16 protein-coding genes are annotated in these 20,930 nt (G+C 29.9%); all 16 read right to left on the bottom strand.

Features of this window, described 5'->3' with window-relative positions:
• Nucleotides 1–42: 42 nt before the first annotated feature.
• Nucleotides 43–2,310, bottom strand: coding sequence for an alpha/beta hydrolase family protein (locus tag ACREWB_RS08015; RefSeq protein WP_431546931.1), 2,268 nt, complete (start codon nucleotides 2,308–2,310; stop codon nucleotides 43–45).
• A gap of 97 nt (nucleotides 2,311–2,407) precedes the next feature.
• Nucleotides 2,408–3,031, bottom strand: a complete 624-nt coding sequence (locus ACREWB_RS08010) for a hypothetical protein (protein WP_431546930.1) — start codon at nucleotides 3,029–3,031, stop codon at nucleotides 2,408–2,410.
• A 206-nt stretch (nucleotides 3,032–3,237) separates the two neighbouring features.
• Nucleotides 3,238–4,014 (bottom strand): prepilin peptidase, encoded by a 777-nt coding sequence (locus ACREWB_RS08005; RefSeq protein ID WP_431546929.1) that lies wholly within the window; start codon nucleotides 4,012–4,014, stop codon nucleotides 3,238–3,240.
• Between the two features lie 185 nt (nucleotides 4,015–4,199).
• Nucleotides 4,200–4,628 carry a prepilin-type N-terminal cleavage/methylation domain-containing protein gene (locus tag ACREWB_RS08000; RefSeq protein ID WP_431546928.1) on the bottom strand — a complete coding sequence of 143 codons (429 nt, stop codon included), beginning with the start codon at nucleotides 4,626–4,628 and terminating at the stop codon, nucleotides 4,200–4,202.
• A 389-nt stretch (nucleotides 4,629–5,017) separates the two neighbouring features.
• Nucleotides 5,018–5,527, bottom strand: a complete 510-nt coding sequence (locus ACREWB_RS07995) for a DUF3267 domain-containing protein (RefSeq protein WP_431546927.1) — start codon at nucleotides 5,525–5,527, stop codon at nucleotides 5,018–5,020.
• Nucleotides 5,528–5,634: 107 nt separating this feature from the next.
• Nucleotides 5,635–6,189, bottom strand: coding sequence for a transposase (locus ACREWB_RS07990; protein WP_431546926.1), 555 nt, complete (start codon nucleotides 6,187–6,189; stop codon nucleotides 5,635–5,637).
• Nucleotides 6,190–6,353: 164 nt separating this feature from the next.
• Nucleotides 6,354–9,842, bottom strand: a complete 3,489-nt coding sequence (locus ACREWB_RS07985) for a carboxypeptidase regulatory-like domain-containing protein (RefSeq protein ID WP_431546925.1) — start codon at nucleotides 9,840–9,842, stop codon at nucleotides 6,354–6,356.
• 225 nt (nucleotides 9,843–10,067) lie between these two features.
• Nucleotides 10,068–10,577 (bottom strand): PilW family protein, encoded by a 510-nt coding sequence (locus tag ACREWB_RS07980; protein ID WP_431546924.1) that lies wholly within the window; start codon nucleotides 10,575–10,577, stop codon nucleotides 10,068–10,070.
• Nucleotides 10,578–10,601: 24 nt separating this feature from the next.
• Nucleotides 10,602–12,935: a hypothetical protein gene (locus ACREWB_RS07975; protein WP_431546923.1), complete on the bottom strand. Its 2,334-nt coding sequence runs from the start codon at nucleotides 12,933–12,935 to the stop codon at nucleotides 10,602–10,604.
• A 12-nt stretch (nucleotides 12,936–12,947) separates the two neighbouring features.
• Nucleotides 12,948–13,682, bottom strand: coding sequence for a prepilin-type N-terminal cleavage/methylation domain-containing protein (locus ACREWB_RS07970; RefSeq protein ID WP_431546922.1), 735 nt, complete (start codon nucleotides 13,680–13,682; stop codon nucleotides 12,948–12,950).
• Between the two features lie 37 nt (nucleotides 13,683–13,719).
• Nucleotides 13,720–14,982, bottom strand: coding sequence for a hypothetical protein (locus ACREWB_RS07965; protein ID WP_431546921.1), 1,263 nt, complete (start codon nucleotides 14,980–14,982; stop codon nucleotides 13,720–13,722).
• Nucleotides 14,969–15,541 carry a PilN domain-containing protein gene (locus tag ACREWB_RS07960; RefSeq protein ID WP_431546920.1) on the bottom strand — a complete coding sequence of 191 codons (573 nt, stop codon included), beginning with the start codon at nucleotides 15,539–15,541 and terminating at the stop codon, nucleotides 14,969–14,971. Before ACREWB_RS07960 ends, ACREWB_RS07965 begins: the two co-directional genes overlap by 14 nt.
• Nucleotides 15,542–15,550: 9 nt before the next feature.
• Nucleotides 15,551–16,636, bottom strand: coding sequence for a pilus assembly protein PilM (pilM, locus tag ACREWB_RS07955; RefSeq protein WP_431546919.1), 1,086 nt, complete (start codon nucleotides 16,634–16,636; stop codon nucleotides 15,551–15,553).
• 551 nt (nucleotides 16,637–17,187) lie between these two features.
• The gene (locus tag ACREWB_RS07950; RefSeq protein WP_431546918.1) at nucleotides 17,188–17,640 is read right to left on the bottom strand and encodes a type II secretion system protein; all 453 of its coding nucleotides are present in this window, start codon (nucleotides 17,638–17,640) and stop codon (nucleotides 17,188–17,190) included.
• 149 nt (nucleotides 17,641–17,789) lie between these two features.
• Nucleotides 17,790–18,998, bottom strand: a complete 1,209-nt coding sequence (locus ACREWB_RS07945) for a type II secretion system F family protein (protein ID WP_431546917.1) — start codon at nucleotides 18,996–18,998, stop codon at nucleotides 17,790–17,792.
• Between the two features lie 27 nt (nucleotides 18,999–19,025).
• Nucleotides 19,026–20,714: a GspE/PulE family protein gene (locus ACREWB_RS07940; protein WP_431546916.1), complete on the bottom strand. Its 1,689-nt coding sequence runs from the start codon at nucleotides 20,712–20,714 to the stop codon at nucleotides 19,026–19,028.
• Between the last annotated feature and the right edge of the window lie 216 nt (nucleotides 20,715–20,930).

Genomic DNA, 20,930 nt, shown 5'->3' with positions numbered 1-20,930 from the left:
AAGATAGAGCTACCTGTTATAGTAGGTAGCTCTATCTTTATTTTAACTGCTAATACCTATGTCATCTAATAATACTTCCCCATCTGTAGTTTTATTAAATATAAAATCAATATATTCAATATTACTAGCATCTATTTTAGGATTTTTCTCCATAAATTTTTGAAGTGGTATTCCATAACTTTGAAGACATGTTTCAATTTCGTTATCATATATTTTCTCTAAAAATGACCACTTTGCAAACTTCACTTTTATTGCAGGTTTTAAATTTGAAATCTCACTTAGTGCTACTTTTGCAATTAATCCGTTCTTATCCTTAACCTGAATAGTTAAATCAATATTATCTGTATTTTCGCTAAATCCTGTATCAGCCAATGAAAAATTTAATATGCTGTTAGGCGCTAGCTTCTTTTCATAGAAGTCTCTTGGCAATTTAACCTTATATGTTGGATAGTCATATTTTTGTTCTATTTGAATATCAGAGGCGTTCTCCCACCTAAGAAGTACCCCAGTATTGTTTTTTTCTTCCTCTGATCTTAGAAACGTATCCTTTTCCCTCCAAAACACAAACCTCTCACCTTTAAGCTCTGCTCCCTTAAGTGTACCAGTCGTTATATCAATGTCCTCTTCATAATTTGCTATTACATTATAATTTGAATTCTCAAATCTACTAATATATTTTGTTTCAGGTAATATTTTTTCACCATAATTATAATTTTGAAATAATTTAATATAATCCTTTTGATCATAAAGTGTGCTTTGTAAAAAAGCTGATATATATATCTTGGCAATTTCTCTTTGCTTCTCCGGTTCCAGCATTGGCTTTATATTTAAAAACAATCCACTAGGCCCACCTAAATCTTTATTACCCCAAGTAGTATTAAACTGACTATGGTTAGCCCCTAAAATATACAAGGAAGTTTTAAAATACTCATTATCATCAGTAAATTTAACACGATTATACTGTAAATCACCGTAAAAACTAGATACATCTCCATCTTGAGAACCTTGAAGCACCAGATAGTTAATATTCTCCATTGGTGTTAGCTTTCCACCTGGTTTGTACTGTCCATCTGTAGGCGCAATAGCTACAACAGATTTAATATTAAAATTAAAATCAAAACCTATATCAGCATCGCTGGGATAAAAATCAAGTTTATTAAACGCTGCCGCAGTAGCAACTGCTTCTCCTCCCCTTGAATGGCCTATAAGGGCTATGTTTTCCATATCTACCTTTTCATAAAAAATATTATTTTTATTTTGGTTCCAATTTTTGAAAACCTCTAAATGTTTAAGAAGCATCCACGCTCTTACGTCATTTTCATTTCCTATGTTTCCACTCCAAGATCCATTTAAAAAATTTTCATCCACGGATACCGTTATAAATCCTTGACTAGCAAGCTGTTTTCCTAAATACTCATATCCCTTATCTGAATAATCTTCCATAGCGTGATTACCATGAACTATAATAACAAGCGGGTGCACACCTTCCGATTTAGGATACCACGCTGTACCGTTTATTGGATATTCCTGCTCAGTAAAACCCCAGAATAATTCTCTCACTTTACCCTTTAATCCTGATATTTCTCCTAGCATTGGAGTAGCATTTACAGTTCCCGTTATTAGCTTAGCATCTTTTCCAAATTCAGGTCTTTTATCATCACCACTTCCATATGTTAGCGAGCCTACAGTATATTTACTATCATCTAGTGGATTTGTAAAATCATTATCTACAATTGCTTGTACACCATTTACTATTAAAGCTTCATTCACCTTCTTAAAACTAAGATCCACATTAGTAAATGCCCAAATACCCCAATATACATTTATGACTATAGTAATGAATAAAAAAAATAGTACTTTAACTTTTTTAGCATCCTTTTGAATCAATTTCCCTATACTAATAGCCATGGATGCTTCTACTATAACAATTAAAAAAGCACAAATCACCGCTTCATAGAGTTCAAAATACAATAAGCCTTCGAAAACAATTGTTAATAATATAACTCCCGAAAGTAAAATGACGCTTGTTTTTTTCGGCAAATGGCTTAAAACTCTAAAAATTAATTTGATAAGAATCATACTAAGAAGAAGTACAATTACCCCTATGCACATTAAAATAGCAGAATCCACTACTTTTCCAAGCCCTGTGTTTACATATCCTCCTATTATGGCAAATATTATTATTGTAGTTATAATTAACGCTAGGTTTATATTACTAGTATACTTGTCCAAACTTTTCATATTAGCTATAATTCTTTTATTGTTCCTCTTATACTTCACTTTTATAAACAGTCCTATTTTTTTAATCATAGGTTTCTCCCTTCACTAATTCACATTGATAAAATAACTAACCCCCTCTAAGTTTAACTTGATAGAAGGGGTTTGAATTTCTTATTTTATTTAATAACTAATTATTATATTTAAAATAGATTAATGAACTCAAAAACCTCTGATATTTAGTAATCTCAGAACTAACTTCACGTCCTCGAAAGAAAACCATTGAAATAACTTCCCATAAGAACACCCATCCACCTATATTAAATCCTTGCTGTATAGTTCCAAGGAATATATTATCACCAACAGTTGTACCTAAAAAAACAGACACTGCCAAAAGACCAAGTGATGTTATTATATATTTAAATATCTTGTGATAATTCTCTTTTAAAACTTTAATTTCTTGATGCAAATAAAAAGAATAATAAGTTTTTATACCTGCAATTAAAGATTCTTCTCTATTTACGTCTTTTCCCTCTTTGGGTAAGTAGAAGCATATATCCACTCCATATTTGTCCGGAATTTCTTCAAAACAATTTTCAAGAAAAATTGCTAAATCCGGATCCATATCTCTTTTTTTGAAAGGAGCGTGGTCCCAATCATTAAATATATCATTATACTTGTCTAGAGCTACCTGTATAACATAATTTCCGGTAGTAGGATTTTTCTCATAAATCTTATGAAGATAATCACTTTTCTTTGCTTTCATGGTTTTATCCTTCCATTTGCTATTCATGTTCTGCAATACATTTTGCATTATATCAACCCTTCACAACTAATTCAGTTATAGTTTATTATACACTGATTACTGAGAATAGCCAAACAGAGCCATTTTAGATAGTTGGAGGATTAATGAAACTATTCAAGCTATACTCTAGTTTACGTTAAAGTCCACATGTTTAGACTGCTGTTTGATAATTTACTTTTATTATGCGCAAATAACAGAAGATTTATGAATAATATTTATAGATATAAATTTAAATACCAATTTAGAATTTTATCCCCACAAATAATTATCAAAAAAGTAGCCATTATAATAGATGGTCCAAAGGGCATTTCTGATCTACCCTTTTTCTTCTTAAAAATCAGTAAATAACCACCAACAGCTCCACCAATTATAAAAGAGAAAAACAACATCATAAATGTTAGCTTAAAACCTATAAACAATCCACAAAGTCCACAAATCTCGGCATCGCCCCAGCCCATGCCCTCTTGTCCTATAATAAGCTTGGACATTAAAATAATAAAGGTTATTGTACCTGCTCCAATTAATCCACCATAAACGTAGGTTAGTACAGGCTGACCTAAATAAAAGTTCACCCCTAGAAAAACAATGCCAACCCCTATAGCCATCCAAGTAGTTGTGCTATATACATCCATAGTGTCATAATCTATCATAGCTATAACTACTAAAAAAGGTATGAGTATTAAAAATTTCAAAAGATTTATAGTTAATCCGTACTCAAAATAAGTTAATAAAAAAAGTATAGCTGTGGATAATTCTACTAGGGCATATCTACTAGATATTTTCTCCTTGCAGCTTCTGCATTTCCCTCCTAAGAAGATCCAGCTAATTACTGGTATTAGATCATAAGGCTTTATACCATTACCACAAGAGGTGCAATGCGAAGGTGGAAATGCTATGCTTTCTCCTTTTGGAATCCTGTATATGCATACATTTAAAAAGCTTCCTATTAATAGTCCTAGAATAAAAATTGTTACTGGAAAAATACTTTCCATAAGTGTATCCCCCTTGAATTTGGCTTTTGTATTTTATTGCTCTATTTGTATATATTATTGTTTTATTTTAACATATATAAGTAGATATGAATATGAAAAAATTAATGTCCAAAGATATTTACTCTTTGGACAATCAGATTTAAACCTAAATAGAATTATCAATTTTTAATTTGTAAACCTTATTATTATTTTTTATAGGGTTCTACTTTTATTGCTAGTTCCGGATATAATTGAAACGTGCTTGTTGCGGTAATAGAAGTACTTGCAATAGTTTGAATTTCATCTGAAGCAACTGTTACCGTTACTAAATCATCAGCTACAGCTATTGTAAATACTCCTGATATTAGCTGAGGTGTTGGATATTGTGGTAGATACTTTACTATATCGGCTGCAACAGGTGCCGCAGGTGCTGTAAAAGTCTCATTATTATTCATTGCTATCACTGTAGCATCAGCAATAACCTTTGCACTAGCAATATCAGCTTTCACTTTAGCATCCTTTTGTACACTACTATACTTTGGTACTGCAATTGCTGCCAGTATACCTATAATTGCAATTACAATTATAAGTTCGATTAGGGTAAATCCTTTTTTCTTCTTTACATTTTTTATCATTTTTATTCCTCCTGTTGTTTTTTTTATTTTAACTCCTTATGAGAGCTAATATCTTTATAATTAGCAATTTTATTTTTAAAGCATGAGGGTTGCTTATTCCCGTTAAAATTAAAGCCAGTTATAGAAAATCAATATCCTAGGTTCATGAGTATATAAAGAATATTAGCCATACTTTTATAAAAATATACCATCCACAATCCTAATTTTAATGTCATTCGTGAATTTATTCTAAGTCAAACTATTTGAAATCAAGCCCTACGCTATGTTAATAACTTTGTAAATAAATATAAAATTTATTTTTATTAATTTAGTCATATTAAAAAAGAATGAATTTCAACCCTAAAAACAGGATAAAATTCACTCTCATCAAAAATATTTTAATAACTTTTCTACACCACATCAAATCCATATATTCTATCAACTATCTTACTACTCCAATGATATTTCACAAGCTTAAAGGACATATATAAGTCTCCTGATGCCCCTAATAAATTAAATAGGAATATTACACCTCCAAGAGAAATCGGCAACAACAACGATGCAATAGACATTACCGTTACTGGTGCTAGAAGAATAATTAAAAATTTAGTACGCTCTATAGGAAGCTCAGAAATTTCCATAGTATAAGCATAAATCCCTTTGAACCCATACTTAACCTTTCCGCCAAAAGCTATAAATGTGAGTCCATGAATACACTCATGGATAATTGATATAGGAACCATTAAAAGTAGAACATATATAAAAAAATTAATTGCTAGGTATTCAGTTGGATAAAAAATAAAAGGCCTTAGAAAGAAATTGTCCATTATATTATTTGCGTTACTACCTAAAAGTTTTACTATTATAAATGCTATAAATATACATATTACATGAGTCTTCCATGAAATTTTAAAAGACATGTCCATCACCTCATTTAGAAGTATTGACATGTTTTTGGGTTGTTAGACATTCGACATGTATTCGACAGGTGGCAGTCACCCATTTCGACACATTCGACAAGTGCCAGTCACCATTGTGGTCTGATTGCACTCTCAACAAATTCTTTATATAGCATTCTATTTTCACCCTTAAAATATGATAGAATTCTAAGAGTTTCTATAGTTTTTTCAGGAACAAGACTTATGTACATTCTATAGCTACTCCATAGATATTGTTCTGGAAATTTTACCATATTTGCCCTTACTGGGTTTAGATGAATATACCTACTTGCTTCTAATACATATTTATCATCAGCTATTATTTCCGATCCATATCTTTCTTGAAAAACATGACCTACATAATTATATTTATTATTGAAATATTTAGCATATAAATTATTTAATCTTCCTATAAAACAACTTATGTGCATTTCTTTTGTTTGTACTTGCAAATGCACATGATTAGACATTAAAACATAACATATCACTTCAAACTGAGCATTAGTTTTTTCCAACATGTACTCTAAAGTACTTAAATATATTCGGTAATCCTCCTCATCCCTAAATAAATTGTCTTTTCTATTACCTCTAGAAGTAATATGCATCATGACATTTGGGTACCATTTCCTATTTTTTCGAGTCATCTATAATCCACTTCCTAAATGTTTTTTAGTTTTATTTTAATTATAGACAACAACATTTTTTATATTCACTGGGGGAATGAAAAAACTACCGAAATATATTTCTATATTTCGGTAGTTCTCGCAGCTTTCGACAAGTGCCAGTCACCCTTTCGGGGACTTAATGATTATTTCAAAATTGGTAATTTCAATACCTCAATTGAATGTTTTTCATCTTTTGGAATATCTCCTATCCTAATTTCACTACTAATAGTAGTAGTCGTTATATTAACTGCTTTTGCTTTTAATACAAATATATAGGTATCATTACTCGCTGGTAGATTTTTAATAGTAACAGTATTCTCAATTACTGTGATATTTCTAATTGGATTTTTCAAATTTGTACTTGCATATACTAATACATTGGACATTGTAATAAATCCATCATTCTTCATATATAGTTTAACTGTTTGATTATTCAAATTTTTGATTTCAACAGCTAAATTAGTTTTAAATCCTTTTACTATACTGATGTTACTTTTTTCACTAAATTTATTATTCAAAAATAACCCAGTTCTGATTGTGGAATTATCAACATTAATTACATTAACTTCAATAGGCTTAAACTCCATTTGTGCATTGGCACCATTGAAATCTCCAAAAGTAATTATTGATTTACCCGTTTCACTTAAAGTGTATTTTCCTACCTTTTTAGCGCTTAATGAAATTCCAATTTTTACTGGTTGTGCAGAGTATATAGCTTTTCCATTTTTTGTAGTTAAGTTATACTCTATGTTAGGAATTCTAACAGTAATCTGATCATTTTCAACTATAGTAGAATCATTAGCAATAGATTTTATATCAATATTTTCAGGGTATTCATCCTGTAATTTTACACTATTTAAATATATTTTTTTCTTAAATGTTCCATCTGGATCTTTGAATGTACTTATAGGAACTACATCCTCAGCTTGAATAGTATATTCTAATATAAAATCTTTATTTGTCTCTAATTTATTTGTGCCAACAATTGATTTTGATAAGCTTAATTTCGTTTTTCCATCTACAGTAAACGGTCCATAAAAACCTTCTCTAGTAATATTATTTCCTTTACCTGTTTTGTAAGCAATGTAGTAATCATTTGACTCTTTTGGAAATTTAACACCCTCACTCCCAGTAAATGTAGTTGTAGCATACTCTCCTGGAGTAATATTTTCAGATGGATAAAACCAGTCTGAAGGAATTCCTAAAGAATTGGATGTTACGGACCCGTTATCACTATATCTAAGTTCAAAATTAGCCGATCCACCCCAATTAAAATATTCTAAATAAATCGGATAAAATTTATCTGCTTTTAAATTATATACATTGTTTGTAGTTCCAAAAGTTGACCCTTGTGGCACAAACATATCAACAAAAGGGTTAGTTATCCCATCAACAGTTATATATCCCCTGCATCCATCATCAGAGAGTGCCCCAAATTTATAGTCGCCATTTGTTGGAACTTTAATATACCCCCAAAACTTTGAAGCTTCCTTATAGTCTCCCCCAATGCTCATATTACTCATAAACATTGAATTAGTTTCCCATCTTTTAGCTTTAGTTCCATCACTTTTAAAATAATCCTCGTATTTTCCATACTCACTTGGACTTTGTGAATATGTCGCCGATTTAACAGTTGTAGCATCAAATGGAGTTTTAAAAACCTCCTCTGCATCACTCCACATACTAACATTAGTAAGAAGCGGCATAAGACTGACATCATAAGCTCTTTGATTTAAATGTCCCTTTTGTTCTAAAATAACATCTTCATTAGTTGTTTTTTTAGTTAAATCAATATCACTCCATCCATTTACAGGCATTACTGCCGGTACTTCAGTTCCAGCAATGAATTGGTATTTAAAAAAATCAACATTATTTCCTTTAACATTTATATCAGCAAAAGAATCTCCGCTAAGTTTAATATTGGGTTGTAAAATTTTATTAACACTCTTATTTGGATCTTGAGCTGTTACTGAGTATGTGTCCTTAAGTCCACTGACATCACTAACGCTTATTTTAACTTCTGGTATGATTCCATTTTTTTGTATCCTTTTAGTGACCTTAGACGAATTTCCTGCTGCATCTTCTGCAGTTGCAGTTACTGTAAGTTCCCCTGTTGATAATCCCCTTACATCTAGATTATTTACAATATAATTATCACCAATTACAGCAATAGAGTTACTCACACTTTTATTATCTTCATCTGTAATTTCTACTGTTACTTTTGCATTGGGTTCTGTTGTCCCTTTTATTGTTACATTACTTTCTTCATCAGAAGATACAATATCATCACCCATAACTGGTGTTGTTATTGTAATTGGTGGGCTTATTTTATCTATATTAGTTACAAAATGACTAGCTACATCTGAAATATTTTCGTAATTCTCATAAACAGCCTTACCTCTAGCTGTAATAACTGTGTTTCCACTTATTACAACTGGCCCAATATACGATTGCCATAATCCACTTTCACCAATTTTGTATTCTTTTATAGTTGGATTACTTGGATAATCTATAGTTACACTAACATCATTATTAGTTATAACCGTATTTAATGGATTTTGTGTAAATGTAGGAGTACCTAGTTTAGCTATTCCAGTTAAACTAAAGTTTACATTTGCATATCCTCCACCAGCAACAACTTGTTCAATAGTGATAGCCTGTGACATATATCCTGGTTTAGTAGCTGTTATTATAGCTTGACCTGCTGGGACTCCATTAAGTTTATAATATCCATTGCCATCTGTTGTTGTTGTAACAATACCTCCAGATGTTACTGTAGCTCCTGATAAATTTGCAGTATTATTACTATTTCGAACATACCCTTCTACAGTTGCAGTACTTGCAAAGGATTTAAAATTAATTAATAGTTTAACAAAATCTATTGCATATCCATCTCCTGTAATTTCTCTTCTTGCATCATCAATTTTTAATGATATACTTCCACTTTGGACCATGCACAGTAATCTCTCGGGAATTTGAACTGTAATTAATTTTCCTATAGGTCCTCCTTGATCTAAATTATTAATAATATTGTCTATTTCTGGCACAGACTCCACTCGTACTTGTCCGTTTACACTAGCGATAATTGTAGTTGTGTAATGATTATTTCCTTCTAAAATTCCTGATGGTTTTGTTCCATTAGGTTTTAGTGGCTGAAAATCATCAACAAACATTTGTAAAACTGCACTTCTAACATTTATTCCAGCTAATTCATTTGTATAATTTAGTTGTAAAGGCGTTACAGCATTGGTAGACCTATTAGTTGATGATGTATATCCATCAGTTGATTTACCATTACCATAACCATACCCTGACACTACCATAATTCTATCTAGACCTTGTGGTTCATCATTGGGAGTACTCCAAGGAAATTCGTGTGAGACTGTGTTATTTCCAGAAAAAGGATTAAAATTTGAAGCCCATCCAAATCCAAAATTATCAATATCTCCAGTTCTTACCATTAATTGTGCTTCAGAAGTATCTTTAAGCACTGCATTTTTGAAACTCCAATTCCCGTCAAAATTTGTAGTTACTGCTGATACTGTAACTGGTACAAAAACAATCAAATTAATTAACATGAAAACACTTACAAACAAGCTTATTAGTTTTTTAAAATTTCTGTTCCAATACATTTAAATAACCCCCCTCTTATATTTCTTAAATAAACTTCACTAACAATTTTTTTCTCTATCTTATCTAATTCCAATTTCATTTCTATTCTTATTCACTTACACTCGGTAAAACTTTTACCTAACGCTAATGGTGTTACCATAATTGTTAAGACATCTTTATAAATTTTATTGAGGTAATAAATACTACTGGAGTTAAATTTTTATTCAAATTATGTCCATAACATATCACATAGCATTTCTAAAATAAATTGTGGTGCTAATAGATTTTTCTACATCCATATTTTTTAGTTTTATTTCAATTTGAACACCATTAGTAATTTTAGTACATGCAATATACTGAATAAATTGTCCCAATACCACTCCATCTAAACAAAGCCTATTATCACTTATTAAAGTAAATGTATGAGTTTCTTTAACTATAAATGTGTAAGGCTCTGTAACTATGGATTCATCCCGTTCTTTAACTATAAATTCAATAGAATCATCTATATTATCAATTTTATCATCACTATCTAGGGTTGTTAATTTCATCTCACTACATTGAATAGCTACATTAGAAATTTTTTCAATAACTTTTTCCCCTTCAGATTGTATTTCAATTTCAATTTGGGCTTTATTTATAGTTTTATAATTGTTAAAAAAAAATGTGTATATTACTGAAAGGACTACACCTAATATAGCTAAAGTTATCAAAATTTCTATCAAAGTAAATCCTTTCATTTTATGTCTAAACATTTTAACCAACTCACTTTCGCAGGCTTATTTTACCAATGACCAATTCTTTAATTTAATTAATTTATTACTATTTACACTTAAAGAACTGTTACCAGTACTGCTTATTTTAGCATCAGTTACAACGTTTATTTTATTACTTGATTCTTTGAATATATCTTTAAATACATCATAATTTGTAGCTATAATGTTTTTAACAACATTTTCATCATAAGTTATTTTTTTATACTTATCATCTACAATATAAATACTCCCTGTACATATTATAGTTCCAGTAAAATTCATTTCACCACATATATACAAATCACCATCCACTATAATTATTCCTTCATAAATACTACTCATTGGCTTTATACTTTCATTTGATAAACTTGTAGGAATCTTGCTTGTATCTCCATTCGAAAATACTAAAGCATAATCATCTTTTTTAATAATAAACTTATTATTTTCGATTGTATTTGATGCAATTCTAGATGAGCTAAGCTGTTTAGCTACTACTGTTCCATTAAAATCATCAAAATCATCAAGTTCTTTGTCAGTTATTGATTCTTCACCCATGAAATATGCCATTTTTTTATATTTATTATTTTTTTTCTTTACTAAACTTAAAATATCAAGCTCTACTTTTGATTCCTTCCACTGTCCATCCTCGTCTATAATTGCTCCAATATGATACGATTTTTCCAAATCTATATTTACCCCTTTAGTTTTTAAATAATTTTCTTTCATATTTTTATCTTTTTGCTGAATATAATATTTAATATAATCACTTTTATCAAATACATTTAAATAATTATCACTTACAAACTTATCTGCTGGTATAAGCGGTTTATATTTATCAGCATCAAAAATAATATTTTCTTCTTTTAAACTTTCCTTTCCACTCTTAAGTCTATCAGTTTCATCAATATTAGTTAATGGTTCCATATAAGCCCTATAATTCCCTTTAATAGATACAGCCTCTCCCGTTTGATACTTTTCAGGTGAAGTATTTATATAAGAAGTTCCCATAATAATACTTTTACCACCAATTGTTAAACTTGACCCCGTTCCTAAATCATCTGAATTTATTATTATAGAGCTAGAAGCATCATCTGTTGTACTAACATCTCCCTTTTGAAGACCATAAAAATCACCTTTTATATCAATTACACCTTTTTCCGTAGAATTCAACTCTAAATCATCGCTAGTATAAGCACTTCCAGTAGAAACTAAATTCGAATTTTTTGCGGTTTCAGTTAATATGATATTTTTAGCATAAATACTTCCATCAACATTAGTTGTATTATTAGCTGATATTAAATTCAAATCATTTAAAGTTGAGATGTCACCATTTACATTGAATTCAGAATTTTCTATGGAAATTCCACTATTACTAACATTGCTTTCACCTCTTATATAAACATTTCCATTAATATCCATTTTGCTTGTATCTTTGACCTCTAGATTACCATCTGCACATATTGCTTTAGACCATACAATGTTTTTGCTTATATCTTTGCTATCATTTTCAATGGATAATGCATCTTCATAATCAGGAATACCAATTTCATAATCTGCTTTAATAATCTTTTCTATATTTTTGTTTTTATATACCGATTCTAACTTAACATTTAATATATCATTAGTAAAACTCATATTATTAAAAGCTTTACTAGTGTCAAAATTTTCTATATACACAACTGATTTTTGGTCTTCTGGCATTATAAAAGTATATTTCGTATTTAACGCAGCTATTAAATTTTCTTTTTTAGTATCATCAGGTACAATACTTACATCAATTAAATCTAATTTACCAACTATATACTTTGTATAAGCTTCCTTAAATTTTTCATTTTGCTTCTCTTTTATATATTCCAAGTTTACAACTAAATTTATTTGTGATATATCCATATCTTTTTTATATAAATCTACCAAGTCAGTAGGTTTTACATAAATGCTATCATTATCATCATTATTAATATAACTATCAAGTTCTTGAGATTTTTCATTTAAAACTACTCTTTCAGCATCATCATCATCTAAATTATTTAATCGTGCCTCAACCACCCTCTTTTCAATCATTTTTGACTTAAGAGTTTCTTTCTTTTTTATTTTTTCATTTAAATCAAGTGTAACCATAAATATTTTAACTTCATCATTACCTTTTATAATAGCTTCATCTACCATCTTGCCAATTATCCCATATGATTCATCAATACCCGACTCAGAAGCATACATATTAGTTTTAATATTTCCTTTTAAAATCTTCATTTTATAATTAGATGTTGCCATTGATATCATAGACATTCCTAAAATACTTAATATTGAACACACAATAAGTACTAATAGTAAAGATGATCCCTTTTTATTTTTTTTCAAAATTATCACTTCCTATTTTAAGCAAGTTTTATAACCTTCAATTTTTTGTAATGATTTACTACCTTTTTTAACTTCTATAATTACTTTATATAATCTATAATTATCATTTAAGTCTGTATTTTCTGATATGTTAGTGAATATATTTACTTTACCACTGCATCTAGTAATAGAATACCTTGAACCTTTGGTAAAATACACGTTCATTCCTTCAGTATTATTAATAATATTATTTGAATCGCTATTATTAATATTATTTAAATCAATATTCACACTATCATTTCCAGTCAATTCAATTTTTACATTGATTTCCCTAGATGTGATTCCACTAAAATCTATTTCTAAATTATTATTAGTAATATAGTTTGTAGTTAAAACTCCAGGTATATTATTTTTTATAACACTATCTTTTACCTCTGCATCATAGATTATATTAATATCATTATTACTAACATCAAATTTATACTCTTCTATTGGAATTATAGTTCTCTCAATACTAAAACTATTTTCTGTCTTAGTTTCCTTAATTGGGAACGTAGCACCTGGTAGTAATTTATAATCAAAAGATTTTATTTCCTCTAAATTCTTCTGAGCAATATTGATAGCTTTAAGTTTATCATCAGATTGTTTGTTTATTTTTAAGGTAGATAAAGTAAGGGATAATATTGGGGCAATGATAATACTTAAAATTGCTATACTTATTACTACTTCGATTAAAGTAAATCCTTTTTTATATTTTATCCCCTCCATAACCCGTCCTCCCAAAATTCTAAACTATTATTGTTTTTTATAATTTATTAACATTAATATTTCCTGTTTCTTTACTAATTTTAACTCTTGGCTTATCTTTATCATCATCTTCAATGTCTATATTAACTGTTAAATCGGTTTTGTTAAATATTTTTATATTAGCTCCTGCTAAATCTACGCCCGAATTTCTTTTGTTAGTATAAATTTTAAACTTTATATCTTTTTCATAAGGTATAAATTCTTTTTGAGTATTAAAATCTTTTGGATAGGCATCACCAATAGTTTTATACTTATAAAAATATTTTCCATCGCTTTGAACTAAATAAATCTCAACATTTTCTTCACCCTCATTATCAGCGTATACATAAGTATTCCTTAAGCTATCTTTGGACTTTCCAAGCATTATAGTTGGTAAATCTGAGGTAATAGAGCTAACACTCATTAAAAAATCATATTGAATATCCTCTTTTTTCGTAACTACAGTATTTAAAACTTGTGAACCAGTAACTGAAATATTTCCTCCAACAAAAGGATTCTTCTTCCCGATAGGTTTTTTATAATCCCACTTAAATTTATCATTATCATTAAATTTAGGAATACCATAAAACTCTAATATAATATTTCCTGATACAGTACTGCCCTCTACTGCAGCCATGTTTATATTATTTATAATTATCTTTTTATCGTAATTTTCTACTTGTTCAATAAAACTTATAAGTTCATCATATTTGCCTTTAAAAGCAAGTGTAACTTCCATTGTATATGCACCTACAATCTTTGAGTCAACAGTTTTAGTAGTTGCATTGTTTAGTTCTGCCTTGCTAGTATTTGTTTTTTCTGTAATCGCATCTTTGTCTAAAGTACCATTAAAGTCGTTTACTAACTTGTCTAATTCATTAATAGTAATTTTTTCTTTAATTTCTGTATTTATTTTGCTCTTATCTTCTGTTGTGTTATCACTACTTACTTCTGAAAACCCCAATACCTCTACTTGAAGCTTACTGTCTTTAATCATTTTATCTAAAACCACTATGATTTTTTCCTGCTCTATTGATAGGAACAGCATATCTGTTTTACTAACTATTTTAGCATTTAAAATTTTATACTGTTCATTTTTTTTATCTTTTGATGCAATCTTTGCTTTAACCTGTTCCCATTTTTGCGAATACGTATCTTTACTGGCTTTTAACTGCGTTATTTTTTCATTTTGTTTTGCATAAACGAAATGATAAAATCCATAACCTAATAACACTATTAATAAAGCTGCTAGTAGCATTTGTTCCCTTTTAGTTACCTTCATAATTATCAACATCCTTTAAATTACAATTTACAGTAAACGTAAAGTTTTTATTTTCTTCAGATGATGAATTTATAGTAGCAATATAAACATCCTTTACAATGTCTAAATTTCTTAAAGTACGCTCAAATACTGCTATTGTATCTCTATCTTTTCCTTCAGCCTGAAGTTGCACTGAACTAGCATCCAAAGCCATAACTTTAAAATACACACCTTCAGGAACGCAAGTACTTATTTTATTTATTACTTTACTACCTACAAAATCACTATTATTTATGCCATCACTAATATTTGATACTACACTATAATACTGATTCATTATAGCTATTTTTTTTTCTTCATTTTCTATTTCTTTCAATTTAATAATATTTTCTTTTGAATTTAAATTTTGCTGTATGACCACTATCCCTGAATTTAGCTTACTTATTTTATAATAATTAAAAGCATAAGTAAAAGTTATGAATAAGACTAAACCGGAACATAAAATAATAGCATACAAATATTTTTTTTCGAAATCTTTTTTACTTCCTTTATATGAATCAAAAAAGTTAAAATCCTTCATAAGTTTCACCTACCTCAGTCTTATTATTGCTCCTATAGCATTTAAATATTTGCTTAATTCTCCATCTGCTTTAAATAAACCTACTTTAGATTCATTCATTTTAGTACAATTAACATTGCTTAAACTCTGTATTTTAGTAACTGGTAAGTTTAATGCTTCTTTTATAAATGTTTCTATACCCTTAATATTTGAACTTCCTCCGTAAATATATATCTTGTCTACCTTATTTCCTTGATCCTTATTTTTATAATAGTTAATCATTCGTTCTATTTCTTCATTCCAATTTCTTACTTGTGCTTTTGCAATATCGTTTATGGTTGAACTTTGCATGTCACTTGACGATTCTCTTTCTAAATTACATTGCTCAAGCTTTTGATCCTCAGCTTCCTCTTCTGATATTGATAATTGCTTAGCAATATCTATATCTATATTAGAGCCACCATAATTAATAATTCTAGTAAACTGTACATTCCCATCTGAAATAATGTTAACATTTATAAAATCATATCCTAAATCTATAACCGCAACAGTATCTTCTAAACTGTAATTTTCATCATTAATTTTTATATTTTCAATAAATAACTTATTGATGCTATTTGAACTAATATCTAATGCAATCGCATTACCCTTTAATTCCTTTACTAAATTATAATATGCCTCTGCCATAATTTTAGGATACACTACAACTGTAACTTTAGCTTGTTTTATGTCATCCTCTTCAAACTCTTCTAATACTTTATATTGCATTATATAATCATCAAACATTATTGGTAAATATCTTTCCATCTGAAACTTAATTATAGCATCCATATCTTCCTTTTTAGCTACTGGAATATCAATGTCTCTGGCTATAACTGAGGTGCTTTTTGATGTAATTATAATACTTTTACATTTTATATTTTCCTTTTGAAGCACTTCAAAAATTTCATTTTTAAATTTAGTTATATCTAAAATATTCCCATCATGATAACATCCTACTGGAGTAATCATGGTGATAGCTTTTTCTATGATTACATTTTTTTTACTTTGAGTTCCTAGAACTATTTTTGTGTATTTTGAACCTATATCTAGGGATAAGACTTTTGAGTTGAACATTGGTGGTCACCTCTTTTTTAGTTTGTTTAGTTAAAATGTTTAATATATACTTCCAGTTCTTGTTACCCGCCATGAGGTGGTAACAAGAACTGGAAGTTTTGATTTGTAACCTTGACTTATTGGCCTGAGTAAATTGCTTTAACAGCAGTCATTCACAATTTGTTCATGACCCCCGGGGGGCCTTGCGAAGGGACTGAGCTTGCTTTATCTAGGGATAAGACTTTTGAGTTGAACATTGGTGGTCACCTCTTTTTTAGTTTGTTTAGTTAAAATGTTTAATATATACTTCCAGTTCTTGTTACCCGCCATGAGGTGGTAACAAGAACTGGAAGTTTTGATTTGTAACCTTGACTTATTGGCCTGAGTAAATTGCTTTAACAGCAGTCATTCACAATTTGTTCATGACCCCCGGGGGGCCTTGCGAAGGGACTGAGCTTGCTTCTAGGTGGCTGACACGACCCCATTCCATTAAATGGATTAGCGGAGCGAATCCGTTTAATGGTTGCTAACTGGAAGTCAGTTCCTTACTACTTGCTACTAAAATCAACTTGTTATGGCCCTGCTACTACAACCCCATCACTAACAGCTGGTGCTAATCCTGCTGCTCTAGTAGCAGTATAAGTTTTTTTATTTATAACTTCTGTTAGAGTAAAATTGCCATCAGCACCATAAATTAATGTCTTCGCGGTATCCGTACCACCAGGCGTAATCCCAGCTACTTTTAAAACAGGATCTGACCCATTAGTAGAAGTTGAAATCGTTATTGCACTTGATGGTATCGTTGTAGTAATAGCACCATTAGCTGATTCAGTTAATAATGACTCAATAGCTGTGGTAATTTGGTGTGCATCAGTAACCACCTGAGTTTTCCTTGCCTTATCTTGAAAACCAGTTAACCTAGGAACTGCAATTGCTGCCAATATTCCTATAATTGCAATAACAACAATAAGTTCTATTAGCGTAAACCCCTTTTTCTTTTTTGTTTTTATTAAATCCATTTTCATTAATAATTCCCCCTTATAAACTAATATTTAAAATATATAATAATGATTAAACTACAAAATTATCATATTACTAATATTTATAATTTCCATGCACATAATTTTGTAGCTTTATCATATTAATCATCTCCTGTGGAGCTGTATTCAAACTATTATTGAACTGTATTACCCATATCAAATATAGGTAACATCATAGCAATAACTATTCCTCCAATTAAAAACCCCATTATTATTATCATAAGTGGCTCTATCATTGTAGTCATTCTTTTCAGCGATGATTCTAGTTCTTCATCATAAAAATTTGCTGTCTTATCTAATATATCGTCTAGTGATCCTGATTCTTCACCTATTTTTATCATGGAGTGCAACATCATTGGAAATATTTTTTCTTCTCCTAGTGCTTCACCTAAAGATACACCTTTTAGCACTTTTTCTTTAATTAATTCTAAGCTTTTCTCTGCTACTTTATTTCCAACTACCTTTTGCACTACTTCTAGTGCTTGTACCAAAGATACACCACTAGCAAGTACTGTAGCTAGTGTTCTAGTAAATCTAGATACTATTACTTTTTCTGTAATATCTTTAATTATTGGTAATTTTAATTTTAATCCATCTATTGATAATCTACCTGCTGGAGTTTTAGCATAAGTTTTCATACCATAAATCCCTCCACCTATAACTGCAATTAAAATATACCATTTAGTTGTTATAAATTTACTTAATCCCATAACTATCCTTGTTGGTGCTGGTAGCGCTACCCCTGAGCTCTCAAACATTCCTACAAAGGTAGGCATTATAAAGGTCAAAATGAAGGCTACTATTACTATAGATAAACTTGCTAACACTATTGGATAAACCATAGCACTCTTAATTTGGTTGTTTATTTTATTTTCTTTTTCAAAATGCGATGCCATTCGTGACATTATTATGTCTAAATTACCACTGACTTCCCCAGTGTTAATCATATTTACAAGTAAATCTGGAAACACATCATTATGCTTTCCAAATGCCTCTGATAGAGAAATTCCCTTTTGAACATCATCATGTGCTTCATTTAAACATTTCTTTAGTTTTTTATTGGTAGTTTGTTTTCTTAAAACATCTAATGCATTAGAAATATTAGCGCCTGCGTTTATCATGGTGTGAAACTGTCTACAGAAAATGTATATATCCTTTGTTTTAACCTTCGCAAAGGATTCGAATAAATCTTGCTCTTCACGTTCTAATACTTCTTTTACTTCTATAGGATAGTAATTATTATCCTCTATCATGGCTAATACTTCATTTTGACTATTAGCTTTAAATGTCCCTTCTATTTTCTCACCTTGGTGATTCATAACTTTATACTTAAAAGTAAGCACTTTCTCACCCCCTTTTTTTTAAAACTCCTATTCTTTCAAAAATGCTATCTTAACCAGTTCTTCTATAGTTGTCATTCCTTTTAAAACTAAATCAATACAAGATGCTTTTAGCGTTTTCATTCCATTTTCAACACTTATATCTCTTATTTCATCTACACTGGCATTGCGCATTATATATTCTCTATGTTTACGAGTTACTTCCATTATTTCGTATACACCTATTCTTCCTGCATATCCACTTTTGTTACAGTGACCGCAACCCTTACCCTTGTGAAGAAACAACTCCTCATTTGAGTGAATTCCTAGAATTTCTTTTTCAAAATCAGTTGCTACGTAAATTTCACTGCACATGGGGCATATCTTTTTTACAAGTCTTTGAGATATAATTCCCGCTATGGCACTAGCTACTAGGTAAGGCTGTATATCCATATCTATAAGCCTTACTATCGCTGATGGTGCATCGTTAGTGTGTATTGTGCTTAACACTATATGTCCTGTTATAGATGCTCTGGTAGCAATTTCTGCTGTCTCGTTATCCCTTATCTCACCTATCATAACTACATCAGGGTCTTGTCTTAAAATCGACCTGAGGCCCGATGCAAAAGTTAGTCCTGCTTTAGCATTTACGTTTACTTGATTTATTCCATCTACTACGTACTCTACAGGGTCTTCTACTGTTATAATGTTCTTACTGTTGTCATTAAGTTCACTTAATAAGGTATATAGTGTAGTGGATTTTCCACTACCTGTAGGTCCTGTAACCAAAATTATTCCATATGGGATTTTAAGTATTCTTTCTACTTTTTCTAAGTCATCTTCATTCATACCTAGTTTTTCTTTACCTACTAAAAAATTTTCTCTATCTAATACCCGGATTACAACTTTTTCACCGTGAATTGTTGGCAGCGTTGATACCCGCAAATCTATCTTCTTATCGTCTACAACAGTTAAAATTCTACCGTCCTGTGGAATTCTCTTCTCTGCAATATTCAATTCTGCAAGTATTTTTATACGAGTTATAAAAGCATTAAAAATATCTTTATTATACTTAGATATTTCTTTTAATGTGCCATCAATCCTGTATCTTATTTTTATGTGATTTTCAAAAGGCTCTATATGAATATCACTAGCTTTCAACTTTATTGCATCACTTATTATAGAATCAACCAGTCTCACTGCCGGAGCACTTTTTATATCATCTAATTGTACTTTGTTTTCTTCCTTACCTTCATTTGTTCCTTGAGATTTTGATAAATCCTCAGCAGCTTTTTGAGCATTTTGATTTGTATAATATCTATCTATCGCATCTTCAATATCTTTTGTTGCTGCAATGTATATTTCAACGTCAAAACCTGAAGATATCTTAACATCGTCTATTGCAAATATATTTAGTGGATCAGACATGGCCACCTTTAGTTTATTATTCTCCATACCAAAAGCAACTAAATTATATTTTTTTGAAATACTTACCGGAACTAATTGTGCAACCTTTTGCTCAATATGTTCCATATCTAGGTATACTCTATTTATACATAATTGTTGTTCTAGAACTTCTAAGATATCTTCTTCACTTAAAATACCATCTTCGATAAGAAGTTCTCCTAGCCTTTTACCAGATCCTTGCTGTTTTATAAGTACTTTCTTAAGTTGTTCTGGAGCTATCTTTCTTGACTCTACTAATAAATCTCCTAGTCTTTTTTTTGCCATAATCTTCATTAGTCATGCCCCTTTATTGAAAATAGTATTTCATAAATAAGTTTCAAAAGGTTCTATGTTTATATCATTAGTTCATGATTTTCTAGCAATACTTAGAACCTCTTTTAATTGTTCTTTAGTCAATTTCCCTGCATCAACTAATAGATCTCCCAGTCTTTTCTTTAATCCAAACATATTTTTCTCCTTACACTTATAAGACATACACTACTCAAAGAT

The sequence above is a fragment of the Clostridium sp. genome (assembly GCF_050717635.1).
Taxonomy (GTDB): Bacteria; Bacillota; Clostridia; order Clostridiales; family Clostridiaceae; genus Clostridium_AD.
The sequence above is the reverse complement of the archived record's forward strand: the minus strand, read 5'-3'. Positions and strand labels throughout refer to the sequence as shown.